Origin of the sequence: Streptomyces sp. NBC_01214 (genome assembly GCF_026340975.1) — a bacterium.
In the GTDB taxonomy this organism is placed as follows: domain Bacteria; phylum Actinomycetota; class Actinomycetes; order Streptomycetales; family Streptomycetaceae; genus Streptomyces.
The window spans coordinates 696,981-715,873 of sequence record NZ_JAPEOS010000002.1 but is presented as its reverse complement, the minus strand read 5'-3'; the positions used below and the strand labels follow the sequence as shown (position 1 = coordinate 715,873).

Genomic DNA, 18,893 nt, shown 5'->3' with positions numbered 1-18,893 from the left:
GCCCCTCCGTGCCTTGCCCCCGTGCGAAAAGCGGTCCCTCCCCCGAGTCCGCCACATTACTGCTCGGTGGGATCGGGTACCCAACTCGGTCTGTCACAAGTCCGTGATAGGGAGGACAACGTGACTGATACCAATCCCTATCGGGCAGAGCCCTCGCGCTACGACTCCATGGAGTACCGGCGCACCGGCCACAGCGGCCTCAAGCTCCCCGCCATCTCCCTCGGCCTCTGGCACAACTTCGGCGACGACAGGTCCCTGGAGTCCCAGCGGGCGATCCTCCGCCGGGCCTTCGACCTCGGCATCACCCACTTCGACCTGGCGAACAACTACGGCCCGCCGCCCGGCTCGGCCGAGCTGAATTTCGGCAAGATCTTTTCGCAGGACTTCGCGTCCTACCGGGACGAGCTGATCCTGTCGACCAAGGCCGGCTACCTGATGCACGCCGGGCCGTACGGCGAGTGGGGCAGCCGCAAGTACCTGCTCAGCTCGCTCGACGCCTCGCTGAAGCGGATGGGCGTGGACTACGTCGACGTCTTCTACTCGCACCGCTTCGACCCGGACACCCCGCTGGAGGAGACCATGGGCGCCCTCGCGTCCGCGGTCCAGCAGGGCAAGGCCCTGTACGTGGGCGTCTCCTCCTACACGGCGGAGCAGACGGCCGAGGCCGTGCGGATCCTGCGCGGGATGGGCGTGCGCCCGCTCATCCACCAGCCCTCCTACTCCATGATCAATCGCTGGACGGAGGAGGACGGGCTGCTGGACACCCTGGAGGACGCCGGCATGGGCTGCATCTCCTTCGCGCCGCTCGCGCAGGGCATGCTGACCGGCAAGTACCTGAAGGGCATCCCGGCGGACTCGCGGGCCGCGCAGGGCAAGTCCCTGAACCCGGACCTGCTCTCGGACGAGGTGCTCCGCCGGCTGACCGGTCTGAACGAGATCGCGGCCCGCCGCGGGCAGTCCCTCGCCCAGCTGGCCCTCAAGTGGGTGCTCCGCGACGACCGCATGACCTCGGCCCTGATCGGTGCGTCGAGCGTGCCGCAGCTGGAGGAGAACGTGGCCGCACTGGCGTCCGCGCCGCTCGGGGAGGACGAGTTGAAGGAGATCGACTCCCTCGCCGTCTCCACCCCCGGCACCAACATCTGGGCCCAACGCGGCTGACCTGCGCTTTTATCGCGCAGCGCGGCCGAGGAGCCGGAAAACAAAAAACGGGCCGGTCCGTGGGGGGGATACGGACCGGCCCGAGGGGGGGGTTCCACCATAACCCTTCGTAAAGCATGCTGCGTGCATTGGCGCACGATGATTACGCTCCGAAACCACCCAGCAGCACTCCGGTGAGTGCTCCGGCCCCCATGAAGGGGCCGAACGCGTAGCCCTGATTCCGCTCGTCGGGGCCGCGCAGCAACAGGACCAGCCCGTACAGGGCCCCGTAGAGCAGGCCGAGGAAGGCCCCGGCGGACCATACCCCCCACCCGTACCACCCAAGAGCGACCCCCAGCGAGAGCGCCAGCTTGACGTCGCCGAAGCCCATGCCGGCGGGGTTGATCAGATGGAGCAGCAGGTACGCCGCCGACAGCGCGCCGCCGCCCAGCAGGGCGAGCCGCCAGTCGCCTCCGGCGCGGGGCAGGAGGGCGGCCGCACCGAGTCCGGCGGCGACCGCGACGGCGAGCGGCAGGGTCAGCACGTCCGGCAGCCGGTGCACGGCGCGGTCCACGAGCGAGAGCAGTACGAGCACCGGGGCGAGCCCCACGTAGGGCAGTACCTCGGGCCGCGCCCCGACGGCGGCCCCGAGCGCGGCACAGAGCGCCCCGACGAGGGCGGCGAGGGGGACGGCGCGCCTCCCGTAGGCGTGCGGCGCCGCGGACTCGGGGGGCCGGCCGCCCGGACCCTGCACGACGGCCCCCGCGGGAACCCGGCAGCGGGCCGGTCCGAGCCAGCCGCGCACCCGGTGCCCCTGCGGGCAGCGGTCGCGCCAGGGCTCCCCCGGCTCGACGGAGAACCGGTACGCGGCACGCGGCAGCAGCCATCCCGCGGCGGCGCCGTATCCGGCGGCAAGAACGATCAGGGCGACACCCATGCGGCGACGGTAGCGCCGACGGGTGCGGCTGCGCGGGGCGGGGAGCAGCTCCGCGCCGCGGCGCCCCGCCCCCGGGCCCCTCTTTCGGATCTTGCCGGGTCAGGAAGCGGGGTCTGGCGCCATGGGGTCTCCCAGGGCCCGCAGGGCCGAGGGGGAGCGTCGCGAGGCGGACGGGGGAGTCCGTACGGAGCACCGACGACCGCGGACGACCCGGCGAGGCGCGGTGCCGGGACCGGCGGGCCCGACGTGATCGGCAGGACGCCCTAGGCTGGCCGCCATGGCGAATTGGCGTGACGGCAACGGCACCCTGCTGGTCGGCGCGGACCCTGAGGAGATCCCGCTGGAGGTCGCCGCCTCGTACGGGGCGCGGACCCGGGGCCTGCTCGGGCGGGACGGGATCGACGGCGCGATGCTGCTGACCCCCGCGGCGAGCGTGCACACCTTCCGGATGCGCTTCGCGATCGACGTGGCGTACCTCGACCGCGACCTGGGCGTGCTCGCCGTGGTCACCATGGCGCCGGGCCGGCTCGGGCTGCCGCGACTGCGCTCCCGGCACGTCCTGGAGTCGGCGGCCGGTGCCATGGCGGGCTGGGGCCTGCGGGCCGGAACCACGATCAAGGTGGACGTACCGGGGCGTCTCGCTCCCCGCTAGGCGAGGCCCCTCGCTGGCAGTAGGTTGGGGCGGTTGAGCTGGGGCATCAGGGGAGCGGCATGACGGAGAACGCGCGGATCAAGGCGCTGGAGCAGATCATGCCGGCGACGCACGGCGCCGACGAGGACATCGACTGGCCGGCGGTGGAGGCCGTCTGGGGCACCCGGTTCCCGGCCGATTTCATCGCGTTCATGGGCCGCTTCGGCGCGGGCTCCATCAACGGCGAGGCCAGCATCCTGTTGCCGCTGCCCAAGCCCGGACTCCAGTGGGACCCGACCGGAATGGTCGAGGAGACCGACAACGCCCGTCAGACCTGGGAGGCGGAGGGCGGCCGCTCCGCCTTCGACGTGGACCCCGAGTCGATCATCGCCTGGGGCGTCACCGGCGGGTCGGACATCCTGTGCTGGCTCACCTCCGATCCCGATCCGGACCGGTGGCCGGTCCTGGTCTGCGGGCGGCACACCGCCGATTCCTTCGCGGTGTACCCGTACGGCATGGCCGAGTTCCTCTACCGGCTGTGCTCCGACGAGTTCGACGTGAGTCCCGTCAGCATCACCTTCTGGGACGGCGGCCACCTCAGCTTCGTGCACTGGCGCAAGGCCCAGCGGCGCTGGCAGGAGGGCCGCAACCCGGAGACGGGCGAGCCCGACCCGTACGCGGGCGAGTTCGCCGACTAGCCCACACCCGCACCCGCACCCGTAGAGCCCGTTCCGAAACCGGAAACGGGCTTTTCGTCATGTCTACGCGCGTCCAGTATTCGGATCGCATATCGGAAAACACCATCAAGAAAAGCCCCAGTTGGAGCATTGACCACAAGTACGCCCCCCATGGAATCAACCACCCTCCCTCAGGAGAGAATTCCGGCCAACGGGCCATCGAGGGACACCCCAGCCCGGGAGCAACTCATAAGTAATAACTGGATCCAAAAGAAAATCAGGGGAATACACCCGTGCGACGAAGAATTTCCGGCACGACCGCCACCACGGCCGTGCTCGGTCTGCTGATACCGCTGGCCGGATGCGGTGGCGACGGAGACGGTGCAGGTGACAGCGGTACGCTGCATCTGGTCGCCGCCGAATACGGCGACAGTCCGACCACCAGTTCCAAGCCCTACTGGGAGAAGATGGCGGCCGATTTCACCGAGGCGAACCCCGGAATCAAGCTCGACGTCAAACTCCTGCCGTGGGCCGACATCGACCGCGAAGTCTCCCGTATGGTCAAGGCCGGCAAGGCGCCGGACATGGCGCTCATGGGGTCTTACTCGGACTTCGCGGCCCAGGGGAAGCTGTATCCCGCGGACGAACTCCTCTCGGTCACCGCCGAGGCGAATTTCCTCCAGCCGCTCGCCGACGCGGGCTCCGTCGGCAACACCCTCTACGGCCTGCCCTTCGTGGCGAGCAGCCGTCTCCTCTTCTACAACGAGGCGCTCTTCGCCAAGGCCGGCATCAAGGAGCCCCCCAAGACCTGGTCCGACCTCAAGTCCGACGCCAAGGCGCTCAAGGACAAGGGCGTGAAGTACCCCTACGCCCTGCCGCTCGGCCCGGAGGAGGCGCACGCCGAGGCGCTGATCTGGGAGCTGAGCAACGGCGGCGGCTACGCCGACAGCAGCGGCAACTACAGCCTGGCCTCCGACCAGAACATCGCGACCTGGGACTGGGTCAAGAAGGAGATGGTCGGTGCCGGGTTCACCGGCCCGACCCCGCCGTCCGAGCTGAACCGCGCCGACGCCTTCGCCGCCTTCCTGCGCGGCGAGGTCGGCATGGTCAACGGCTATCCCTCGCTCGCCCACGAGGCGCGCGCCAAGGGCATCAGCGTCTCGACCACTTCCATGCCGGTCTCGGACAACCTGGGCACCGGGGTGCTCCCGCCGACCGTCGGTGTCGCCGACTGGATGATGGCCTTCAAGCAGAACGGCAAGCGCGCGGAGATCGGCAGGTTCCTGGAGTTCATCTACCAGGACGAGAACCTCTCGGACTTCGCCGACCGGTACCACCTGCTGCCGTCCACCGTCACGGCCTCGCGCACCCCGGCCGGGGGCGGCCTGGACAAGAACGACACGCAGTTCCTCAACGCGCTGCGCGGCGCCCAGCTCTACCCGGTCAACGACCCGTCGTGGCTGACGGTCAGCGACACCATCAAGCGCAACATCGGACGCGCCGTGGAACCGACCGGCAACCCCAAGGCCGTGCTGGAGGACATCGCCGGACAGGCCGCCCAAGCCTCCAAGAAACACTGAGAAGTTCCTCGACACGGGACCTTCGACCCATGCCGCAGACCACCCCGTGCGGCACTATAGCCCCTACGGCACTTGATCCAAGGCCTCGGCCCAGTCGCCCGACGAGCACCCACAAGGTGCACGGGGCGGCCGGCCTCCACCCGGACCCTCAGCGCTGCTGCCCGTGGTTCGAGGCGAACGCCGTCCGGTACTGCTCGCAGCTGGAGTCCCAGCGCAGCGTCCCGACCAACGTTCCGTAGCCCGAGCGGGTGACCGACCACTCCACCGTGTACTCCCCGGTGTCGCACGCGATCCGCTGGTCTCCCGCGACCTTCTCCCGCCCGGTCGCCGGCTTCCCGGTCAGTTCCTTGTGCACCTCCGCGACCTTGGCCCGGTCGGCGGAGCGCAGTACGGCGTGCACGACGATCGGGTGCTCGCCCTCCTTCACCGTCAGCGCCTTCTTCACCACCGTCGAGTCCGACACCGACCAGGCGAACTCGTAACCGGGCAGCCACGCCAGGGTCTTGGGGTCGGCGACCTTGCGCTCGAAGTCCGGCGCGCCCGAGGGGCCGGGGCGGGTGACCGTCCGGTACTGGACCCCGGGGTGGAAGCGGAACTGCGCCTCCACCTTGTGCATCTCGTCCTTGGTCCACATCGACTTCATGGCCTTCTCGCCGCCTGCCGGGTCCTGGAGGTACGCCGTGCCCTCCGCGGCGGTGGCGGCCTGGCCCAGGAGGGGCGCGAGGGCCGCGGAGGCGGTGGCGAGGGCGAGAGCGGCGATGCGGGTGCGCTTCATGCCCGGCCCAACGGGCCCCTGCGGCGGGCCGGAACGACGCCGGGCGCGCTTTCACCCGTACGGGAGCGCCCGGAGCCCGCCAGGAGTCCGCTCAGGCCTGACCGGTCTCGAAGCGGCTGATCCGGCCGCCACCGGGGGCGATCACGAAGCGCCACGTGGTGCGCATCTCGCCCCAGGTGTCGTTGCGGTAGTTGACGAGCAGGGTGCGGCCGCCGTCGGACTCGGACTGGACGTCCATGTGGCCGCCGGAGTCGAAGATCTCCCGGTCGATCCAGTCGTGCAGATCGCGGTCGGAGCCGTCGTCGGACATGGTCGCGTCGGCGGTCAGGACCGCGAGGAAGGCGTCCCTGTCGTGCGCGTTGACGGCGGCGACGAGGGCGCCGACCACCGGGTCGGACAGTCTGGCGGGGGCGATGGCCACAGGAGCCTCCTGATCGGGCGTACGTTCGTCCGTGCCCGACCAGGGAACAACGCGGGCGGGTCAGCGTCGTCGACCGTCACCCGTTCGCCCGGCGGACGGCGTGTCAGGGGGCGGCGGGCGCGTCAGGAGGAGCCGGCCGCGGCGGACGCGTCCGCGGCGCGGGTGTCCGGGGTGTCCGGGGCGGTGCGGACGGGGAAGCCGGTGGGCCGGCCCTGCTCCTTGAGCCAGGTCAGCACCTGGTCGAGGGCGTCGACGGTCTGGGCGCGGTTGCCGCCGCCGTCGTGGAAGAGCATCGTCGGGCCGTTGCCGACCTCGCGCTTGACTGCGTTCACGATGGCGGCGGTACCCGGCTTGTCGAAGTCCTTGGTGTCGACGTTCCAGCCGAGCGGCCGCATGCCGTGCGCGGCGGCGATGCGCCGGCTGTCCGGGGTGAACGCGCCGCCGGGGGCCCGGTAGTACTCGACCTTCGCGCCGCCGCCCGCGGCTTCCTCGATCAGCTTCTTCGCCTCCAGGATCTGCTGTTCCTGGTAGGCGACGGGCTTCTTGTCCATGGCCGTGTCGTGGTTCATGGTGTGGTCGCAGAGCCGGTGCCCGGCCGCGACCACCTTCTTCACCAGGTCTGGATGGGCCTTGGCCTGCGGCCCGACCATGCAGAAGGTCGCCTTGACGTCGTGCCGGCGCAGTACGTCCAGCACCTTCGGGGTCCAGCGGGGGTCGGGGCCGTCGTCGATGGTGATGTTGACGGCGTTGCCGCCGCCCTCGGACGCGTGGGCTATGCCCTCGGGTATCCCCTGTGGCTGCTCCCCGGGCCGGCCGTCGTCGCCGCGACCGGAGTGGTCGGTGGCGCCCGGGCGGGCCGCGTTCTGCCGGGAGGCGGCGGTGCCGTCCGGTCCGAACAGGGCCGCCGCGCCCCACACGGTCGCCGCCACGGCGGTGGCCGAGGCCACGACGGCGACACCGGCCCGGACACCCTTGTTGTGCGCACGCGCCGAGAAGCTCATGAGCTGTCCCCTCCCCATCCGCTGTGTGAGCGTTCTGTGGATCAGGACGTTCGTCACCGCCGGGGAGTTCCAGCCAAATAGCCCATAAATTCCCAGTTATGGGACTGTTGGGACCGATGGGACTTTAGTCCTGCATGGAGTTGCAACCTGCCCGCACGAACGCACCCGAAACGGACAGATCTTCGACAACATCCGTTCCGCATCTCAAGTCGTCCCGCCCGTAAGGCGGTTCGCCAGTCGGGCACTCGACCAGAATGGAGTCCATGGACTCACCGGACTCACCGGACTCACCGGACTCGCCGGACTCGCCGGACTCACCGCACGACCGATCCGACTGGCCGGTGGACAAGCTGACCGCGCTCCGCCTCGGCCGGAGACTGGTGACGGAGGTCCCGGCGTCCCGCCCGGGCCGCCGCGCGTTCGTGGACGTGACCCCCGCCCGCAGCCGGGCCGACGACCGGGCACGGGACGAGGGCTGGGCGCGCGGCGACACGGGCCGCCGCTTCCGGCTGAAGCACTGGGAGTACGACGGCGAACGCCTCGACGGCTTCGACTACGACGTCGGCGCGGTCCTCGTCGCGTCCGCCGAGGCTACGGACGAGGCCGGCCTGCTCGCCGCGCTCACCGCGTGGGGCCTGCGCCCCGGAGCCTTCGCGCACCCCTGGCAGACGGACGACCCCAGGTAGCGGCGCCCGGAGGCGCCGGGAGGCGGCACCCCCGGTCGTCCCGGCGGTGCCGCCTCCCTGGCGGCGCGTACTCGGTGTCAGTGTGCGAGCGACGCCTGGGTGGCCGGGGCCGCCTTCTCCGACTTCTCCGCGTTCTCAGCGCTCTCCGCGTTCTCCGCGTTCTCGTTCTTCTCGCCGTCCGCGGCGCCGGCCGGGGCGGTCGGGCCCGCACCGCGGAGGGGGACCTCCTTGACGAACCAGGCCGCCGCGAAGCCCAGTACGGCGATGGCCGCGCCGAGCAGGAACGCGGAGTGCGTACCGGCGGCCACCGCGTGCTGGTAGGCGTCGCGCACCGCTTCGGGCAGCTTGGCCAGGCTCGCGGCGTCCAGCTGGGCGGCGCCCGCGGCTCCGGCGGCCTCCGGGCCCAGGCGCTCGACCATGCTGTCCGCGACCCGGCTGGTGAAGAGGGAGCCCATCAGGGCCACGCCGAAGGAGCCGCCGAGCGTACGGAAGAGGGTCGCCGAGGAGGAGGCGACGCCCATGTCCTTCGTCTCGACGCTGTTCTGCGCGACCAGCATGGTGATCTGCATCAGGAAGCCGAGACCGGCGCCGAGGACGGCCATGTAGAGGCCCGAGACGAGGCGGGTGGTGCCGGTGTCCATGGTCGCGAGCAGGAACATCCCGACGACCATGAGCGCGCCGCCGACGATCGGGAAGATCTTGTACTTGCCACTGTTGGTCGTGACGCGGCCCGCGATCAGCGAGACGAGCATCATCGAGAGCAGCATGGGCAGGAGCAGCAGGCCCGAGTTGGTGGCGGAGGCGCCCTGCACCGACTGCTGGAACAGCGGGAGGTAGAGCACGCCGCCGAACATCGCGAAGCCGACGAGGAAGCCGATCACCGACATGAGGGTGAAGTTGCGGCTGCGGAAGATGTGCAGCGGCATGACCGGCTCGGCGGCCTTGGTCTCCACGTAGAGGAACGCGGCGGTCGACAGGACGCCGACGGCGATGAGGGCGAGGATCTCGACGGAGCCCCACGCGTACTGGGTGCCGCCCCAGGTCGTCACGAGGACAGTGGAGGTGATCGCGACGGTCAGCAGTGCGGCGCCGAGGTAGTCGATCTTGCCTTGCGACCGCTTCTTCGGCAGGTGCAGGACGGCGGTGACCATGGCCAGTGCGATCGCGCCGAGCGGCAGGTTGATGTAGAAGGACCAGCGCCAGCCCATGTGGTCGGTGATGGTGCCGCCGACCAGCGGGCCGCCGATCATGGCGAGGGCCATCACGCCGGCCATCATGCCCTGGTACTTGCCGCGCTCACGGGGCGGGATCAGGTCGCCGATGATCGCCATGACGCCGACCATCAGACCGCCGGCGCCGAGGCCCTGGATCGCGCGGAAGCCGATCAGCTGGCCCATGTCCTGGGCCATGCCGCTGAGCGCGGAGCCGATGAGGAAGATGACGATGGCGGTGAGGAAGGAGCCCTTCCGCCCGTACATGTCGCCGATCTTGCCCCAGATGGGGGTGGAGGCCGCGGTGGCCAGCGTGTAGGCGGTGACCACCCACGACAGGTGCTCCAGGTCGCCGAGCTCGCCGAGCTCGCCGACGATCGTGGGCATCGCGGTACCGATGATCATGTTGTCGAGCATGGCCAACAGCATCGCGATCATGAGCGCCATGAGGACGACCCGCACGCTGCGCGGCTTCACCTCCTCCGAGGTCCCCGCGGGCTTGACTTTGTCCACCATGTCCACTCCCCTGGTCCTACTGCTCGCACTACGTCCCGCACCGGAACTTACTTGCCGCCCGGCTAGTTCATTACAATGGGGACGGTAGACCCGCAACTAGCCGGGCGTCAAGTAAGTAATTGGGGAGAGCCATGTCCAGCAGTCCGCAGCGACGTCGTGGCGACACGCGTCAGCGCATCCAGGACGTCGCACTGGAGCTCTTCGCAGAGCAGGGGTACGAGAAGACGTCGCTGCGCGAGATCGCGGAGCGGCTGGAGGTCACGAAGGCGGCGCTGTACTACCACTTCAAGACCAAGGAAGACATCATCATCAGCATCTTCGAGGACCTGACCCGGCCCATCGACGAGCTGATCACGTGGGCGGAGGGCCAGCCGCGCACCCTGGAGACGAAGCGCGAGGTGCTGCGCCGCTACAGCGAGGCGATGGCGGGTGGCGCCGTGCTGTACCGCTTCATGCAGGAGAACCAGGCGACGATGCGCGAGCTCACCATCGGCGAGACGGTGAAGAAGCGGCTCTTCACTCTGGTGGAACTGCTCCGCACGCAGGACGGCCCGCTGACGGACCAGGTCCGCTGCGTCAGCGCGCTGTTCACGCTGCACGCCGGGATGATGTTCCTCCAGCACATCGAGGGCAACCCGGAGGAGACCCGCCTGGCGGCCCTGGAGGTCGCCACGGACCTCATCACCCAGGCCCACCACGAGCACTCCTGACCCGCCGCCTGCACCCGCCGCCCCGCCGTACGGGCCGGCCGGGCGGCGGTTCGGCTCCTACCCGGCGCCGCGCGTCACGCCGTCGTGCCGGTGAACCGGCTCAGCCGATGCGGCGGTCCTCGGCGGCGATCGGGACGTCGTTGATGCTCGCCTCGCGGCGCCCCATCAGGCCGTCGTCGTCGAACTCCCACTGCTCGTTGCCGTGGCTGCGGAACCACTGCCCGCCGGCGTCGTGCCACTCGTACTCGAAGCGGACCGAGATGCGGTTGCCGGTGAAGGCCCACAGCTCCTTGCGGAGCCGGTAGTCGAGCTCGCGCTCCCACTTGTCGGCGAGGAACGCGCGGATCTCGGCGCGGCCGGTGAGGAAGCGGTCGCGGTTGCGCCAGACCGAGTCCTCCGTGTACGCGAGGGCGACGCGTTCGGGATCGCGGCTGTTCCAGGCGTCCTCGGCGGCCTGGACCTTGGCGCGCGCGGACTCCTCGGTGAAGGGCGGCAGGGGCGGACGTGTCACGGCGGAACCTCCGGAGGGAAAGGGCGAGAACGATCGTTCTCCTCACCGCCCACCGTAAGAGAACGACCGTTCTCACCGCAAGGGGAAACGGGCTACCCTGCCCTCATGGACGATGAAGAGGCGCGGACCCGACTGCTGGACACGGCGGAGGAGCTGTTCTACCGGCACGGCATCCAGGCCGTCGGCATGGACCGCATCCGCACCGCCTCCGGGGTTCCCCTCAAACGCCTCTACCGCCTCTTCCCCGCGAAGGAATCCCTGGTCACGGCCTACCTGGAACGTCGCGACCGGCGCTGGTTGGACTCCCTGCGCACCGCAGCCCTCGCCCCGGCCGAGCCGCGGGCGCGCGTGCTCGCGGTCTTCGACTGGCTGGCGGACTGGTTCACCGAGCCCGACTTCCGGGGCTGCGCGTTCCTCAACGCGTACGGGGAGCTGGGGGCGGCGGCCCCAGAAATCGTCCGCATCCACAAGGCCGAACTCCACGCCCTGCTGGTCGACCTGACCGCCGACCCCGCCCTCGCCGACCGACTCCTGATCCTGACCGAGGGGGCGACGACGGTGGCCGCCCTCGCCCCCGGCCCGGAGCCGGCCCGCCGGGCCCGGGAGATCGCAGAGCTCCTCCCGGGAATATGACGCAGGTCACATCGCTGTGTCTCGTGGGGCTGTCACATCCGGGCCGCGCTTTCCGTCAAAGCTGTGTAACCGTCGACACGGCAAGGAGATCACGATGGAAGCGCGTCTCAACATCTTCGGCAACGCGGTCGCGACCAAGTTCGCCCGGTACATCAACTCCGCGGGCAAGGTCATCTCGGACTCCACCCTGCCGCACGCCACGCAGGAGCTCGTGAAACTCCGGGCCAGCCAGATCAACGGCTGCGGGTTCTGCACCGACATGCACTTCAAGGACGCCTCGCACGCCGGGGAGGACCCGCTGCGGCTGAACCTGGTCGCGGCCTGGCGCGAGGCGAAGGTGTTCACCGACGCCGAGCGGGCCGCCCTGGAACTGACCGAACAGGGCACCCGCATCGCCGATGCGGCCGGCGGCGTCACGGACGAGGCGTGGGCCGACGCCGCCAAGTACTACGACGAGGACCAGCTGGCCGCACTGGTCACCCTCATCGCACTGATCAACGCGTACAACCGGATGAACGTGATCGTCCAGCAGCCGGCGGGCGACTACCAGCCGGGCCAGTTCGGCTGATCCCGCACACGGGTCCGGCTCCCACAGGGGAGGGGCCGGACCCCGGGCGCCGCTCCTCCCATGGAGGGAGTCCACACGCTCCTGGGGGAACCGATGACCGCTCGCACGCTCGTCCGCCTGCAGTCATGCCGGACATCACCTGGGAAGAGCCGTACTGCGCCGAAGGGAGCGCCTGCTACCGCATAGGTGTGGACGGGGGCGTGGACGGGGACGGCAACAGCTACATCGCCGTCGCCGGCGCGGAGGCCGCGTACCTCACCAACACCACGGACGCCCTGCGCCAGCTGGTCCGGGACGTCAAGGCGGGCAAGGCCGACCACCTGCTGACGGACTGAGGCCGCCTCTGCGACCGCCCTCCGGGGTGTCCGTGGGCGTCAGCCGCCCGAGGTCCGGGGGAAGGTGATCTCGACCCGGCGGTTCTTCTTGCGGCCCTCCTCCGTGCCGTTGTCCGCGATCGGGTAGTCCTCGCTGTAGCCGCGGACGTCGAAGACGACACTGGGGTTGGTCACGGTCTTGGCCAGCTCGGCCTGCACGGCATCGGCCCTCTTCTTGGAGAGCTCCTTGCCGTGCTCGTAGCTGCCCTGGTCGTCGGTGAACCCGAAGACGCGGATGCGGGTGGCCTTCTGCTGGTTGATCTCCTGCGCGATGGCCTGGATCCGGGCGGCGGCCTGCGCGTTGAACACGGCACTGTCCTCGGGGAACAACACCTCGGACTGCAGCGCCATCATGACGGTCTGATTGGTCTCCTGCCGCCGCTGCTCCCCCCCGAGATCCTCGACGACCTCGACCAGGTCGAGCACCTTGGAGGGTGCAAGAGTCCCCCCTTGGGGCAGCTTCAGCCCCGAGGCATTGGGGTCGACCGGCAAGGGAGCCGACGCCGATGGCTCAGTGCCAGGGGGTACGGACGGCTGAACGTCGTCGGCGGCCGCGGCGGTGGCCCCAAGGAGATGCACCCCTGCGACAACGAGTCCTGCCACTGCCGTGGCGGCCGCCATACGATGGCGGCGGGTCAGTGCGGTCATGGCGTCACCCGGAAATCTTGATGGTTGCCGTGGCGAAGGTGGGGATGGTGAAGTCAACCTCGGTGGCGCTCGTCGGCGGTGCGGGGAACTGAGCAAAGAACGGGATGGACTCCCCTGGCCCGATGCGAGTAATACCAATCGTGCAAGAGCATCGACCCTCGGTGTCCCGAAGCACGTAGTAGCGCTTCTTTCCCTGCTTATCGACCACAGTGGCACCTGCGACCGAGGCCGCGCTTGCAGTTTTTTCATCGCCTCGCCAGGCGGCCGTCTCGACGTACGCCTCGGTACCGTCGTTCTTGATCTGCCCGCTGACCGTCACGAAGTTTCCGGCTTCCCGCACAGCAGAGTTAATGTTCAAAACGATACTGGACGGGCCCTTCACGGTAGCGATGACTTCTGCGGGCACAGCACTCTTACTCCCGGTGGGACCGGGAGCCTGCGAGTTACCTCCCTGGCTTTGCGCAGCTGATGGCGACTTCGCGCTCTTCGGCTTCTCGTCACTGCCACCACACCCGGCCAACATGAGGACCATGGCCGCCATACCCGCAACAGCCATTCCCCCACGAACCTTCACCATGCGCCGAATGCTCATCTATGAAAGCTTCCTTGTCTCTCGTTCCCTGTCAGCCGTCGAGTCGCACGCTGAACAGCTTTCTGGTCAGTGCACTGAGATTGCCCGGATTCAGCGGGTCGAGCCTTACCAGCTCCCCGCCACAAGTGAAGTTCACCGTGGCAGGAGTTGGCGTAGGGGCCGCCGAGCTGTCCCCGGGCGGTGTCGTGGGAGTCGGGCTCGGAGTGGGAACGGCGCCCAGCTGACACCTCGACTCGATCAGAGCCGTAGCAGTTGCCCTTCCCCGCACGGCTCCGGTGCCAGGGACAACCGAATCCCCCACCGTCCCGTTGGTCTCCACCTCTACGGTGAATCGCGGGAGAACCGGCTGGCACAGCGTTGCCTTCGCGTCGTTCCTCGCCGCGAAGGCTTCTGCCGCGGCACAGGCTTCGCCTGGCTTGAAGAAATCCCCGTCGACGATCTTCTTCCACTCCGCAGGCTTCACTGCGGCAAGATCAAGGTCGAGCAGCACCCCATCCCTGGCTTCGCGGCCGGCCGCCAATGCCGCAGCGTCCGCGGCACCCTGGGCGTCACTTCGCGAGACGGAAGCTCGGCCGACAACGAAGAAAGCGAGTGCTGCAAAGAGCAGGCCCGCCACGACCACGACGTAAATGGGAAAGGCCTGCCCTCGGTCGCCACGGCGACCTGAGGTCATTTCTTTCCGCCACCAGCCGAGATTTCCTCGACCGCCTTCGCGATCTTGTTCGTGATCGCCGTACCGATACCCGTGCCGACGATCGCGCCGATGATCACCACGACCACCAGGATGATGCCCAGGTATTCGAAGGCCGTTTGGCCGCGGTCGGGGTGCGCGTGGCGTTGGCGGAGCCTGGTCACGGCCGTGTCCGTCCAGCCGTTCACCCTGATCCGTGCCTCCACGGCGGCCTTCAGCAGCGTGTTCTGTGACATGGGGGTTCCCTCCCGGGCCGGTACCGGTGTCGATCTGCGGACGGTACGGCGAGTCACCAGTCGTCACCAAGGGTCCCGGGACCCAATTACGGACCCACTGCGCACTCTGTCTACCCATGACCGGTCACTCCTGGACGGGCGGTTCCCAGCCAGCGGGCGATCGCCTCGCTGCGCGTGGCGCTCTGGAGCTTCGCGAAGATGCGGTTGATGTGGTTCTTGACGGTCTTCTCGCTGATGAAGCAGGCCGCCGCGATCCGCTGGTTGCTCATCCCGGACGCGATCAGATCCATGATCTCCACCTCTCGGGAACTCAGCCCGAAGACAACAGAGTTGTGCATCCGCTCAGAAGACTGTGCCACAGTTCGTTGCGGATGCGAAGAGGCCCGGAGCTCCGCGAGGAGGGCGCTCGCCGCTGTCGGGGTGAAGTGGGGGCGGCCCTGCGGGGCGTCGCGCACCGCCCTCAGCAGGTCGTCCGTCGTGAACTCTCCGTGGACGAGGTAGCCGCCGGCTCCCAACGACAGGGCCTCACAGATGATTTCGGCTTCCCTGCTGTACGTCAGCATCAGTACGGGAGCCAGCTGCACCAGGTGCGGCAGCGCGGAGATCCCGTCCACCCCCGGCATCCGGACGTCCAGCAGGATCACGTCCGGGGCGTGCCGGCGGGTCAGGCTCAGGGCTTCGCGCCCGTCCGCCGCCTGGGCGATGACGTCGAGGTCCTCGGCCGTGCACAGGATGGCCGCCAGGCCCGCCCTGATGACCGGGTTGCCGTCCGCAATGAGCACGCTCAGCCGGGCCATGGCTCAGCCACCCCCGAACAGCGCGTCGAAGTCGACGTTCGCGCCGTAGACGAAGCCGCAGACCAGGAGGATCAGCGTGCCGGGGAGCATGAACATGGTCACCGCGAACGTCGCCTTCGGGACGGCCCGGGCCGCGCGGCGCCGGGCGTTCTGGGCGTCCGTGCGGCGCATGTCCTCGGCGATCGCGATCAGGGTCTCGACGATCGGCGAGCCGAGCTCCTCGCCCTGCTGCAGGGCCGTGACGAACTGCGCGACCTGCTCGCTGTCATTGCGGCGGCGCAGTTCGTCGAAGGCCTGACGGCGGCTGACGCCCATGTTCATCTGCTGGAGGGTGATGCGGATTTCGTCGGCCCACGGGCCCTCGTACTTGCCCGCCACCCGCTCCAGCGCCTGCCGGAAGCCCAGCCCGGCGCTGACGACGACCGCGAGTACGTCCAAGAAGTCCGGCAGGGTCCGCTCGATGTGGTCGCGGCGGACCCGGATCGCCGACCACAGACCGGCCTCGATCCAGAACAGACCGAAGGCCACCATGAGCAGTGCGGCCACCAGTTGGCCGTTGATCAGCATCGAGAAGGCGCCGAGGGCGCCCAGGGCGCCGTACACCGCGCGCCGTGCAGCGTAGCGGTCGATCGTCAGGCCCGCCGGGTTGCCGGCCATGTCGATCTGGCGGCGCTTGCGGGCCACCCGTGCCGGCCCCATCAGGCGCAGCACCGCCGGGGCCCAGCGGATGCCCATCCGGTCCACCAGGGAGCCGACCGCCGTCGTACGGGTGGCCCCGACCTCCAGGGCGAGCGCGAGGTCCGTGGGCAGCTTCACGTCCGCGCGGTAGAGGCGGATGCCGTGGAACGCGCCGAGGACCGACAGGGCCACGGCCAGTGCGAGAAGGAATCCGGTCATCGTCCCGTCCGCCCCCTCACACGTCGATCTTCGACAGGCGGCGGATGAGGACGAAGCCCAGGGCGAAGAGGCCGAGGGCGATGAGCACGGCCGTCTGGCCGAGGAAGGCGCCCGTCATCCGGTCGAGCGCGCCGGGCATCATCAGGTCGACCAGCAGCAGGGATCCGAGGCCGATGGCGGGGACCAGGTACGCCGTCACCGTCACCTGTGACAGCTGGGTACGGATCTCCCTGCGGGTCTCCTTGCGCTGCTCCAGCGTCACGGTGAGGTTGCGCAGGCTGTCCACGATCGCGCCGCCCGCGCGGGCCGACAGGACGAGGGTGGAGACGAGGACGACCAGTTCCCGGGACGGCAGGCGCTCGGTGAGCTCGCCGAGGGACTCGTCGATCGAGTGGCCGACGGCGAGGCGGTCGGCGACGCGCGCCAGTTCCTCGCCCGCCGGTGCCTCCAGTTCCTCGGCCGCGATGCCGATGGCCGTGCGCAGCGCCAGCCCGGCCTGGGTGGCGTTGGCGAGGATGCGGGCCAGGTCGGGGAGCTGGTTGATGAACCGTTCCGTACGCCGTGCCCGCTGCCAGTTGAGGAAGGCGTTCGCCGCCCAGATGCCGATGGCACCGGCCACCGGGCCGAAGAATGGCGCGAGGAGGGAGGACGCGATGAGCCAGACCCCCGCGATCGAGCCCAGCATGTAGACGAAGAACTCGCCGGGAGTGAGGTCCAGGCCGGTGGTCGCCAGCTTCACCTCGATACGGCGGCCGAGCTTCGTCTTGCGCAGCCGCCGGTCGACCGTCGGGAAGCGGCGCCGGCGGCCGACCGGCTCCGGTGCGCCGCTCGCCGAGAGGCGCTCGAGGAGGGCGGCGCGCTGGGCGCGGCCGGCCATGTACGCCTGGAGGCCTGCGACGACCAGTACGCACGCCAGCAGCGTGGCGCCGAGGGTGGCGAGGATGAGTGGGTTCACAGGGCGGTCCGGGTGATGCGGGCGGTCAGGGGGTCCTCCGGCGCGACGCCGAAGGCCTGCGGGATGGGCTGGTTGTTCATGTAGAGGCGTTCCGCGATCTGGCGGGGCAGCGGGTAGTACTCGAAGTAGCCGTGGACGCGCCCGTCCACCCCCATCGGCTGTGCCCCGAAGCGGCAGACCGTGGTGATCCGGAAGGGTTCGCGGCCGTGCGATTCGAGGACGGAGATCTCGGTGATGCGGCGCGAACCGTCGCCGAAGCGGGTCAGTTGGACGATGACGTTGACGGCGCTGTTGATCTGGTCCTGCAGCGCCTCGAAGGGGATCTCGACCTCCGACATGGAGGCGAGGGTCTGCAGGCGCATCAGGGCGTCCGAGGAGCTGTTGGCGTGGACGGTGGCCAGGGAGCCGTCGTGGCCGGTGGACATCGCCTGGAGCATGTCGAGGGTCTCGCCGCCGCGGACCTCGCCGACGATGATGCGGTCGGGGCGCATGCGCAGGGAGTTGCGCACGAGGTCGCGGATGGTGATCTGGCCCTTGCCCTCGACGTTCGCGGGGCGGGATTCGAGGCGGATGACGTGGGCCTGCTGGAGCTGGAGTTCGGCCGAGTCCTCGATGGTGATGATGCGTTCGCCCTCCGGGATCAGCCCGGAGAGGGCGTTGAGGAGGGTGGTCTTCCCGGTGCCGGTGGCGCCGGAGACGATCACGTTCATCTTCGCTCCGACGAGGCCGGAGAGCAGTATCAGCATCTGCTCGTCGAGCGAGCCGAGGGCGATCATCTCGTGCAGGGTGAAGGCGCGCGGGAAGCGGCGGATGGTGAGGGTGGCGCCGGTCAGGGAGAGCGGCGGGATGATGACGTTGACGCGCTCTCCGCTGGGGAGGCGGGCGTCGACCATCGGATTGGCCTCGTCCACGCGGCGGTTGACGGTGGAGACGATGCGCTCGATGGTTTGCATCAGCTGCTCGTGCGAGGCGAAGCGGATGGGGAGCTGCTCGACCCGGCCGGCACGCTCCACGTAGATGTGGTCGGGGCCGTTGACCATGATTTCGGAGATCGAGGCGTCTTCGAGGAGCGGTTCGAGCACGCCAAGTCCGAGGGCCTCGTCGACGACGCGGCGGATCAGCTGGGCGCGCTCGACCGTGGAGAGGACGGGCCCTTCGCGGCTGATGATGTGGCCGAGTACGCGCTCCAGGCGCGCCCGGCGCTCGGCGGGCGCGAGCGCGGACATCTCGGCGAGGTCGATCTCCTCCAGCAGCTTGGCGCGGTAGGAGGAGACGAGCCGTCCGTCCTCGCGCGGGCTGTGTCGGTCGTCGGGGGTGTTGACCCGGGAACGCAGGCTCATGGTCCGGTCACCTTCGGGTCGTCGTTGGGCATGACCGCCGTCGCCTTCGCCGGTTCGGGCTTCAGCCCGGGAATGATCGAGTTGATCCGGATGGTCACGGTCGCCGTCACCGCGTCTGCTCCGGTGTCCACACTGACGGTCGCCGGGAGCCCTTCACGGATGGCGGCGTATCCGGCGGCCTTTCCCCGGCCCTGGTGCTGGGCCTCCACCCGGGCCGCCGTACGGGCGGCCGTGTCCGCCTGCTCGTGGACGTACGCGACCCAGCCGAGCTGGATCCCGCAGAGGGCGACGAACAGCAGGATGGGCACGAAGCCGATGTACTCCAGGGCCACTTGACCCCGGTCGGAACGGATGCGTCGCCGCCTCATG

Annotated in this window: 24 protein-coding genes; 9 read left to right on the top strand and 15 right to left on the bottom strand. The window is 69.5% G+C overall.

The window, feature by feature from the left end:
• Positions 1 to 120 precede the first annotated feature (120 nt).
• Positions 121 to 1,158 (top strand): L-glyceraldehyde 3-phosphate reductase, encoded by a 1,038-nt coding sequence (gene mgrA, locus OG594_RS28215; RefSeq protein ID WP_266604435.1) that lies wholly within the window; start codon positions 121 to 123, stop codon positions 1,156 to 1,158.
• A gap of 142 nt (positions 1,159 to 1,300) precedes the next feature.
• On the opposite strand, the gene OG594_RS28210 is transcribed toward mgrA, so the two are convergent.
• Positions 1,301 to 2,074 (bottom strand): A24 family peptidase, encoded by a 774-nt coding sequence (locus OG594_RS28210; protein WP_266604433.1) that lies wholly within the window; start codon positions 2,072 to 2,074, stop codon positions 1,301 to 1,303.
• 277 nt (positions 2,075 to 2,351) lie between these two features.
• On the opposite strand from OG594_RS28210, the gene OG594_RS28205 reads away from it, so the two are divergent.
• The 3 genes from OG594_RS28205 (at position 2,352) to OG594_RS28195 (ending at position 4,962) form a co-directional block, all read left to right on the top strand.
• Entirely contained in the window at positions 2,352 to 2,726 is a 375-nt protein-coding gene (locus tag OG594_RS28205) for a DUF192 domain-containing protein (RefSeq protein ID WP_266604431.1), read from the top strand.
• A 59-nt stretch (positions 2,727 to 2,785) separates the two neighbouring features.
• Entirely contained in the window at positions 2,786 to 3,403 is a 618-nt protein-coding gene (locus OG594_RS28200) for an SMI1/KNR4 family protein (protein ID WP_266604429.1), read from the top strand.
• A 272-nt stretch (positions 3,404 to 3,675) separates the two neighbouring features.
• Positions 3,676 to 4,962: an extracellular solute-binding protein gene (locus OG594_RS28195; protein ID WP_266604427.1), complete on the top strand. Its 1,287-nt coding sequence runs from the start codon at positions 3,676 to 3,678 to the stop codon at positions 4,960 to 4,962.
• Positions 4,963 to 5,110: 148 nt separating this feature from the next.
• Here the strand turns inward: OG594_RS28195 and OG594_RS28190 are convergent, their stop codons facing one another.
• From OG594_RS28190 to OG594_RS28180, 3 genes are all read right to left on the bottom strand, one after another.
• Positions 5,111 to 5,737, bottom strand: coding sequence for a hypothetical protein (locus tag OG594_RS28190; RefSeq protein ID WP_266604425.1), 627 nt, complete (start codon positions 5,735 to 5,737; stop codon positions 5,111 to 5,113).
• Between the two features lie 91 nt (positions 5,738 to 5,828).
• Positions 5,829 to 6,158, bottom strand: a complete 330-nt coding sequence (locus OG594_RS28185; protein ID WP_266604423.1) for a nuclear transport factor 2 family protein — start codon at positions 6,156 to 6,158, stop codon at positions 5,829 to 5,831.
• Between the two features lie 122 nt (positions 6,159 to 6,280).
• The gene (locus OG594_RS28180; protein WP_266604421.1) at positions 6,281 to 7,159 is read right to left on the bottom strand and encodes a polysaccharide deacetylase family protein; all 879 of its coding nucleotides are present in this window, start codon (positions 7,157 to 7,159) and stop codon (positions 6,281 to 6,283) included.
• Positions 7,160 to 7,422: 263 nt separating this feature from the next.
• Between OG594_RS28180 and OG594_RS28175 the strand changes: the two genes are divergently transcribed.
• Positions 7,423 to 7,845 carry a hypothetical protein gene (locus OG594_RS28175; protein WP_266604419.1) on the top strand — a complete coding sequence of 141 codons (423 nt, stop codon included), beginning with the start codon at positions 7,423 to 7,425 and terminating at the stop codon, positions 7,843 to 7,845.
• A gap of 77 nt (positions 7,846 to 7,922) precedes the next feature.
• On the opposite strand, the gene OG594_RS28170 is transcribed toward OG594_RS28175, so the two are convergent.
• On the bottom strand, positions 7,923 to 9,572 hold the full coding sequence (locus OG594_RS28170; protein ID WP_266604417.1) for an MDR family MFS transporter: 1,650 nt from the start codon (positions 9,570 to 9,572) through the stop codon (positions 7,923 to 7,925).
• A gap of 131 nt (positions 9,573 to 9,703) precedes the next feature.
• Here OG594_RS28170 and OG594_RS28165 point away from each other — a divergent pair, with 131 nt between their 5' ends.
• Complete coding sequence (locus tag OG594_RS28165) at positions 9,704 to 10,282, top strand: TetR/AcrR family transcriptional regulator (protein WP_266604415.1); 579 nt, start codon at positions 9,704 to 9,706, stop codon at positions 10,280 to 10,282.
• A 100-nt stretch (positions 10,283 to 10,382) separates the two neighbouring features.
• Here the strand turns inward: OG594_RS28165 and OG594_RS28160 are convergent, their stop codons facing one another.
• On the bottom strand, positions 10,383 to 10,793 hold the full coding sequence (locus tag OG594_RS28160; protein WP_266604413.1) for a nuclear transport factor 2 family protein: 411 nt from the start codon (positions 10,791 to 10,793) through the stop codon (positions 10,383 to 10,385).
• Positions 10,794 to 10,898: 105 nt separating this feature from the next.
• On the opposite strand from OG594_RS28160, the gene OG594_RS28155 reads away from it, so the two are divergent.
• The 3 genes from OG594_RS28155 (at position 10,899) to OG594_RS28145 (ending at position 12,329) form a co-directional block, all read left to right on the top strand.
• On the top strand, positions 10,899 to 11,426 hold the full coding sequence (locus OG594_RS28155; protein WP_266604411.1) for a TetR/AcrR family transcriptional regulator: 528 nt from the start codon (positions 10,899 to 10,901) through the stop codon (positions 11,424 to 11,426).
• Positions 11,427 to 11,520: 94 nt separating this feature from the next.
• Positions 11,521 to 11,994 (top strand): carboxymuconolactone decarboxylase family protein, encoded by a 474-nt coding sequence (locus tag OG594_RS28150; protein WP_266604409.1) that lies wholly within the window; start codon positions 11,521 to 11,523, stop codon positions 11,992 to 11,994.
• A gap of 125 nt (positions 11,995 to 12,119) precedes the next feature.
• Positions 12,120 to 12,329 carry a hypothetical protein gene (locus OG594_RS28145; protein WP_266604407.1) on the top strand — a complete coding sequence of 70 codons (210 nt, stop codon included), beginning with the start codon at positions 12,120 to 12,122 and terminating at the stop codon, positions 12,327 to 12,329.
• A 39-nt stretch (positions 12,330 to 12,368) separates the two neighbouring features.
• On the opposite strand, the gene OG594_RS28140 is transcribed toward OG594_RS28145, so the two are convergent.
• From OG594_RS28140 to OG594_RS28100, 9 genes are all read right to left on the bottom strand, one after another.
• Positions 12,369 to 12,989 (bottom strand): OmpA family protein, encoded by a 621-nt coding sequence (locus OG594_RS28140; RefSeq protein WP_266606605.1) that lies wholly within the window; start codon positions 12,987 to 12,989, stop codon positions 12,369 to 12,371.
• Positions 12,990 to 13,020: 31 nt separating this feature from the next.
• A complete protein-coding gene (locus tag OG594_RS28135; protein WP_266604405.1) occupies positions 13,021 to 13,608 on the bottom strand; it encodes a hypothetical protein in 588 nt (195 codons plus the stop codon).
• 31 nt (positions 13,609 to 13,639) lie between these two features.
• On the bottom strand, positions 13,640 to 14,281 hold the full coding sequence (locus tag OG594_RS28130; protein WP_266604403.1) for a pilus assembly protein TadG-related protein: 642 nt from the start codon (positions 14,279 to 14,281) through the stop codon (positions 13,640 to 13,642).
• Positions 14,278 to 14,535 (bottom strand): hypothetical protein, encoded by a 258-nt coding sequence (locus OG594_RS28125; RefSeq protein ID WP_266604401.1) that lies wholly within the window; start codon positions 14,533 to 14,535, stop codon positions 14,278 to 14,280. Before OG594_RS28125 ends, OG594_RS28130 begins: the two co-directional genes overlap by 4 nt.
• 110 nt (positions 14,536 to 14,645) lie before the next feature.
• On the bottom strand, positions 14,646 to 15,332 hold the full coding sequence (locus tag OG594_RS28120; RefSeq protein WP_266604399.1) for a response regulator transcription factor: 687 nt from the start codon (positions 15,330 to 15,332) through the stop codon (positions 14,646 to 14,648).
• A 3-nt stretch (positions 15,333 to 15,335) separates the two neighbouring features.
• Positions 15,336 to 16,229 carry a DUF5936 domain-containing protein gene (locus OG594_RS28115; RefSeq protein WP_266604397.1) on the bottom strand — a complete coding sequence of 298 codons (894 nt, stop codon included), beginning with the start codon at positions 16,227 to 16,229 and terminating at the stop codon, positions 15,336 to 15,338.
• Between the two features lie 16 nt (positions 16,230 to 16,245).
• Entirely contained in the window at positions 16,246 to 17,184 is a 939-nt protein-coding gene (locus tag OG594_RS28110; protein ID WP_266604396.1) for a type II secretion system F family protein, read from the bottom strand.
• Positions 17,181 to 18,524 (bottom strand): CpaF family protein, encoded by a 1,344-nt coding sequence (locus OG594_RS28105; protein ID WP_266604394.1) that lies wholly within the window; start codon positions 18,522 to 18,524, stop codon positions 17,181 to 17,183. Before OG594_RS28105 ends, OG594_RS28110 begins: the two co-directional genes overlap by 4 nt.
• Positions 18,521 to 18,892: a TadE/TadG family type IV pilus assembly protein gene (locus OG594_RS28100; protein WP_266604392.1), complete on the bottom strand. Its 372-nt coding sequence runs from the start codon at positions 18,890 to 18,892 to the stop codon at positions 18,521 to 18,523. The genes OG594_RS28105 and OG594_RS28100 overlap by 4 nt, the downstream gene beginning before the upstream one ends.
• Between the last annotated feature and the right edge of the window lies 1 nt (position 18,893).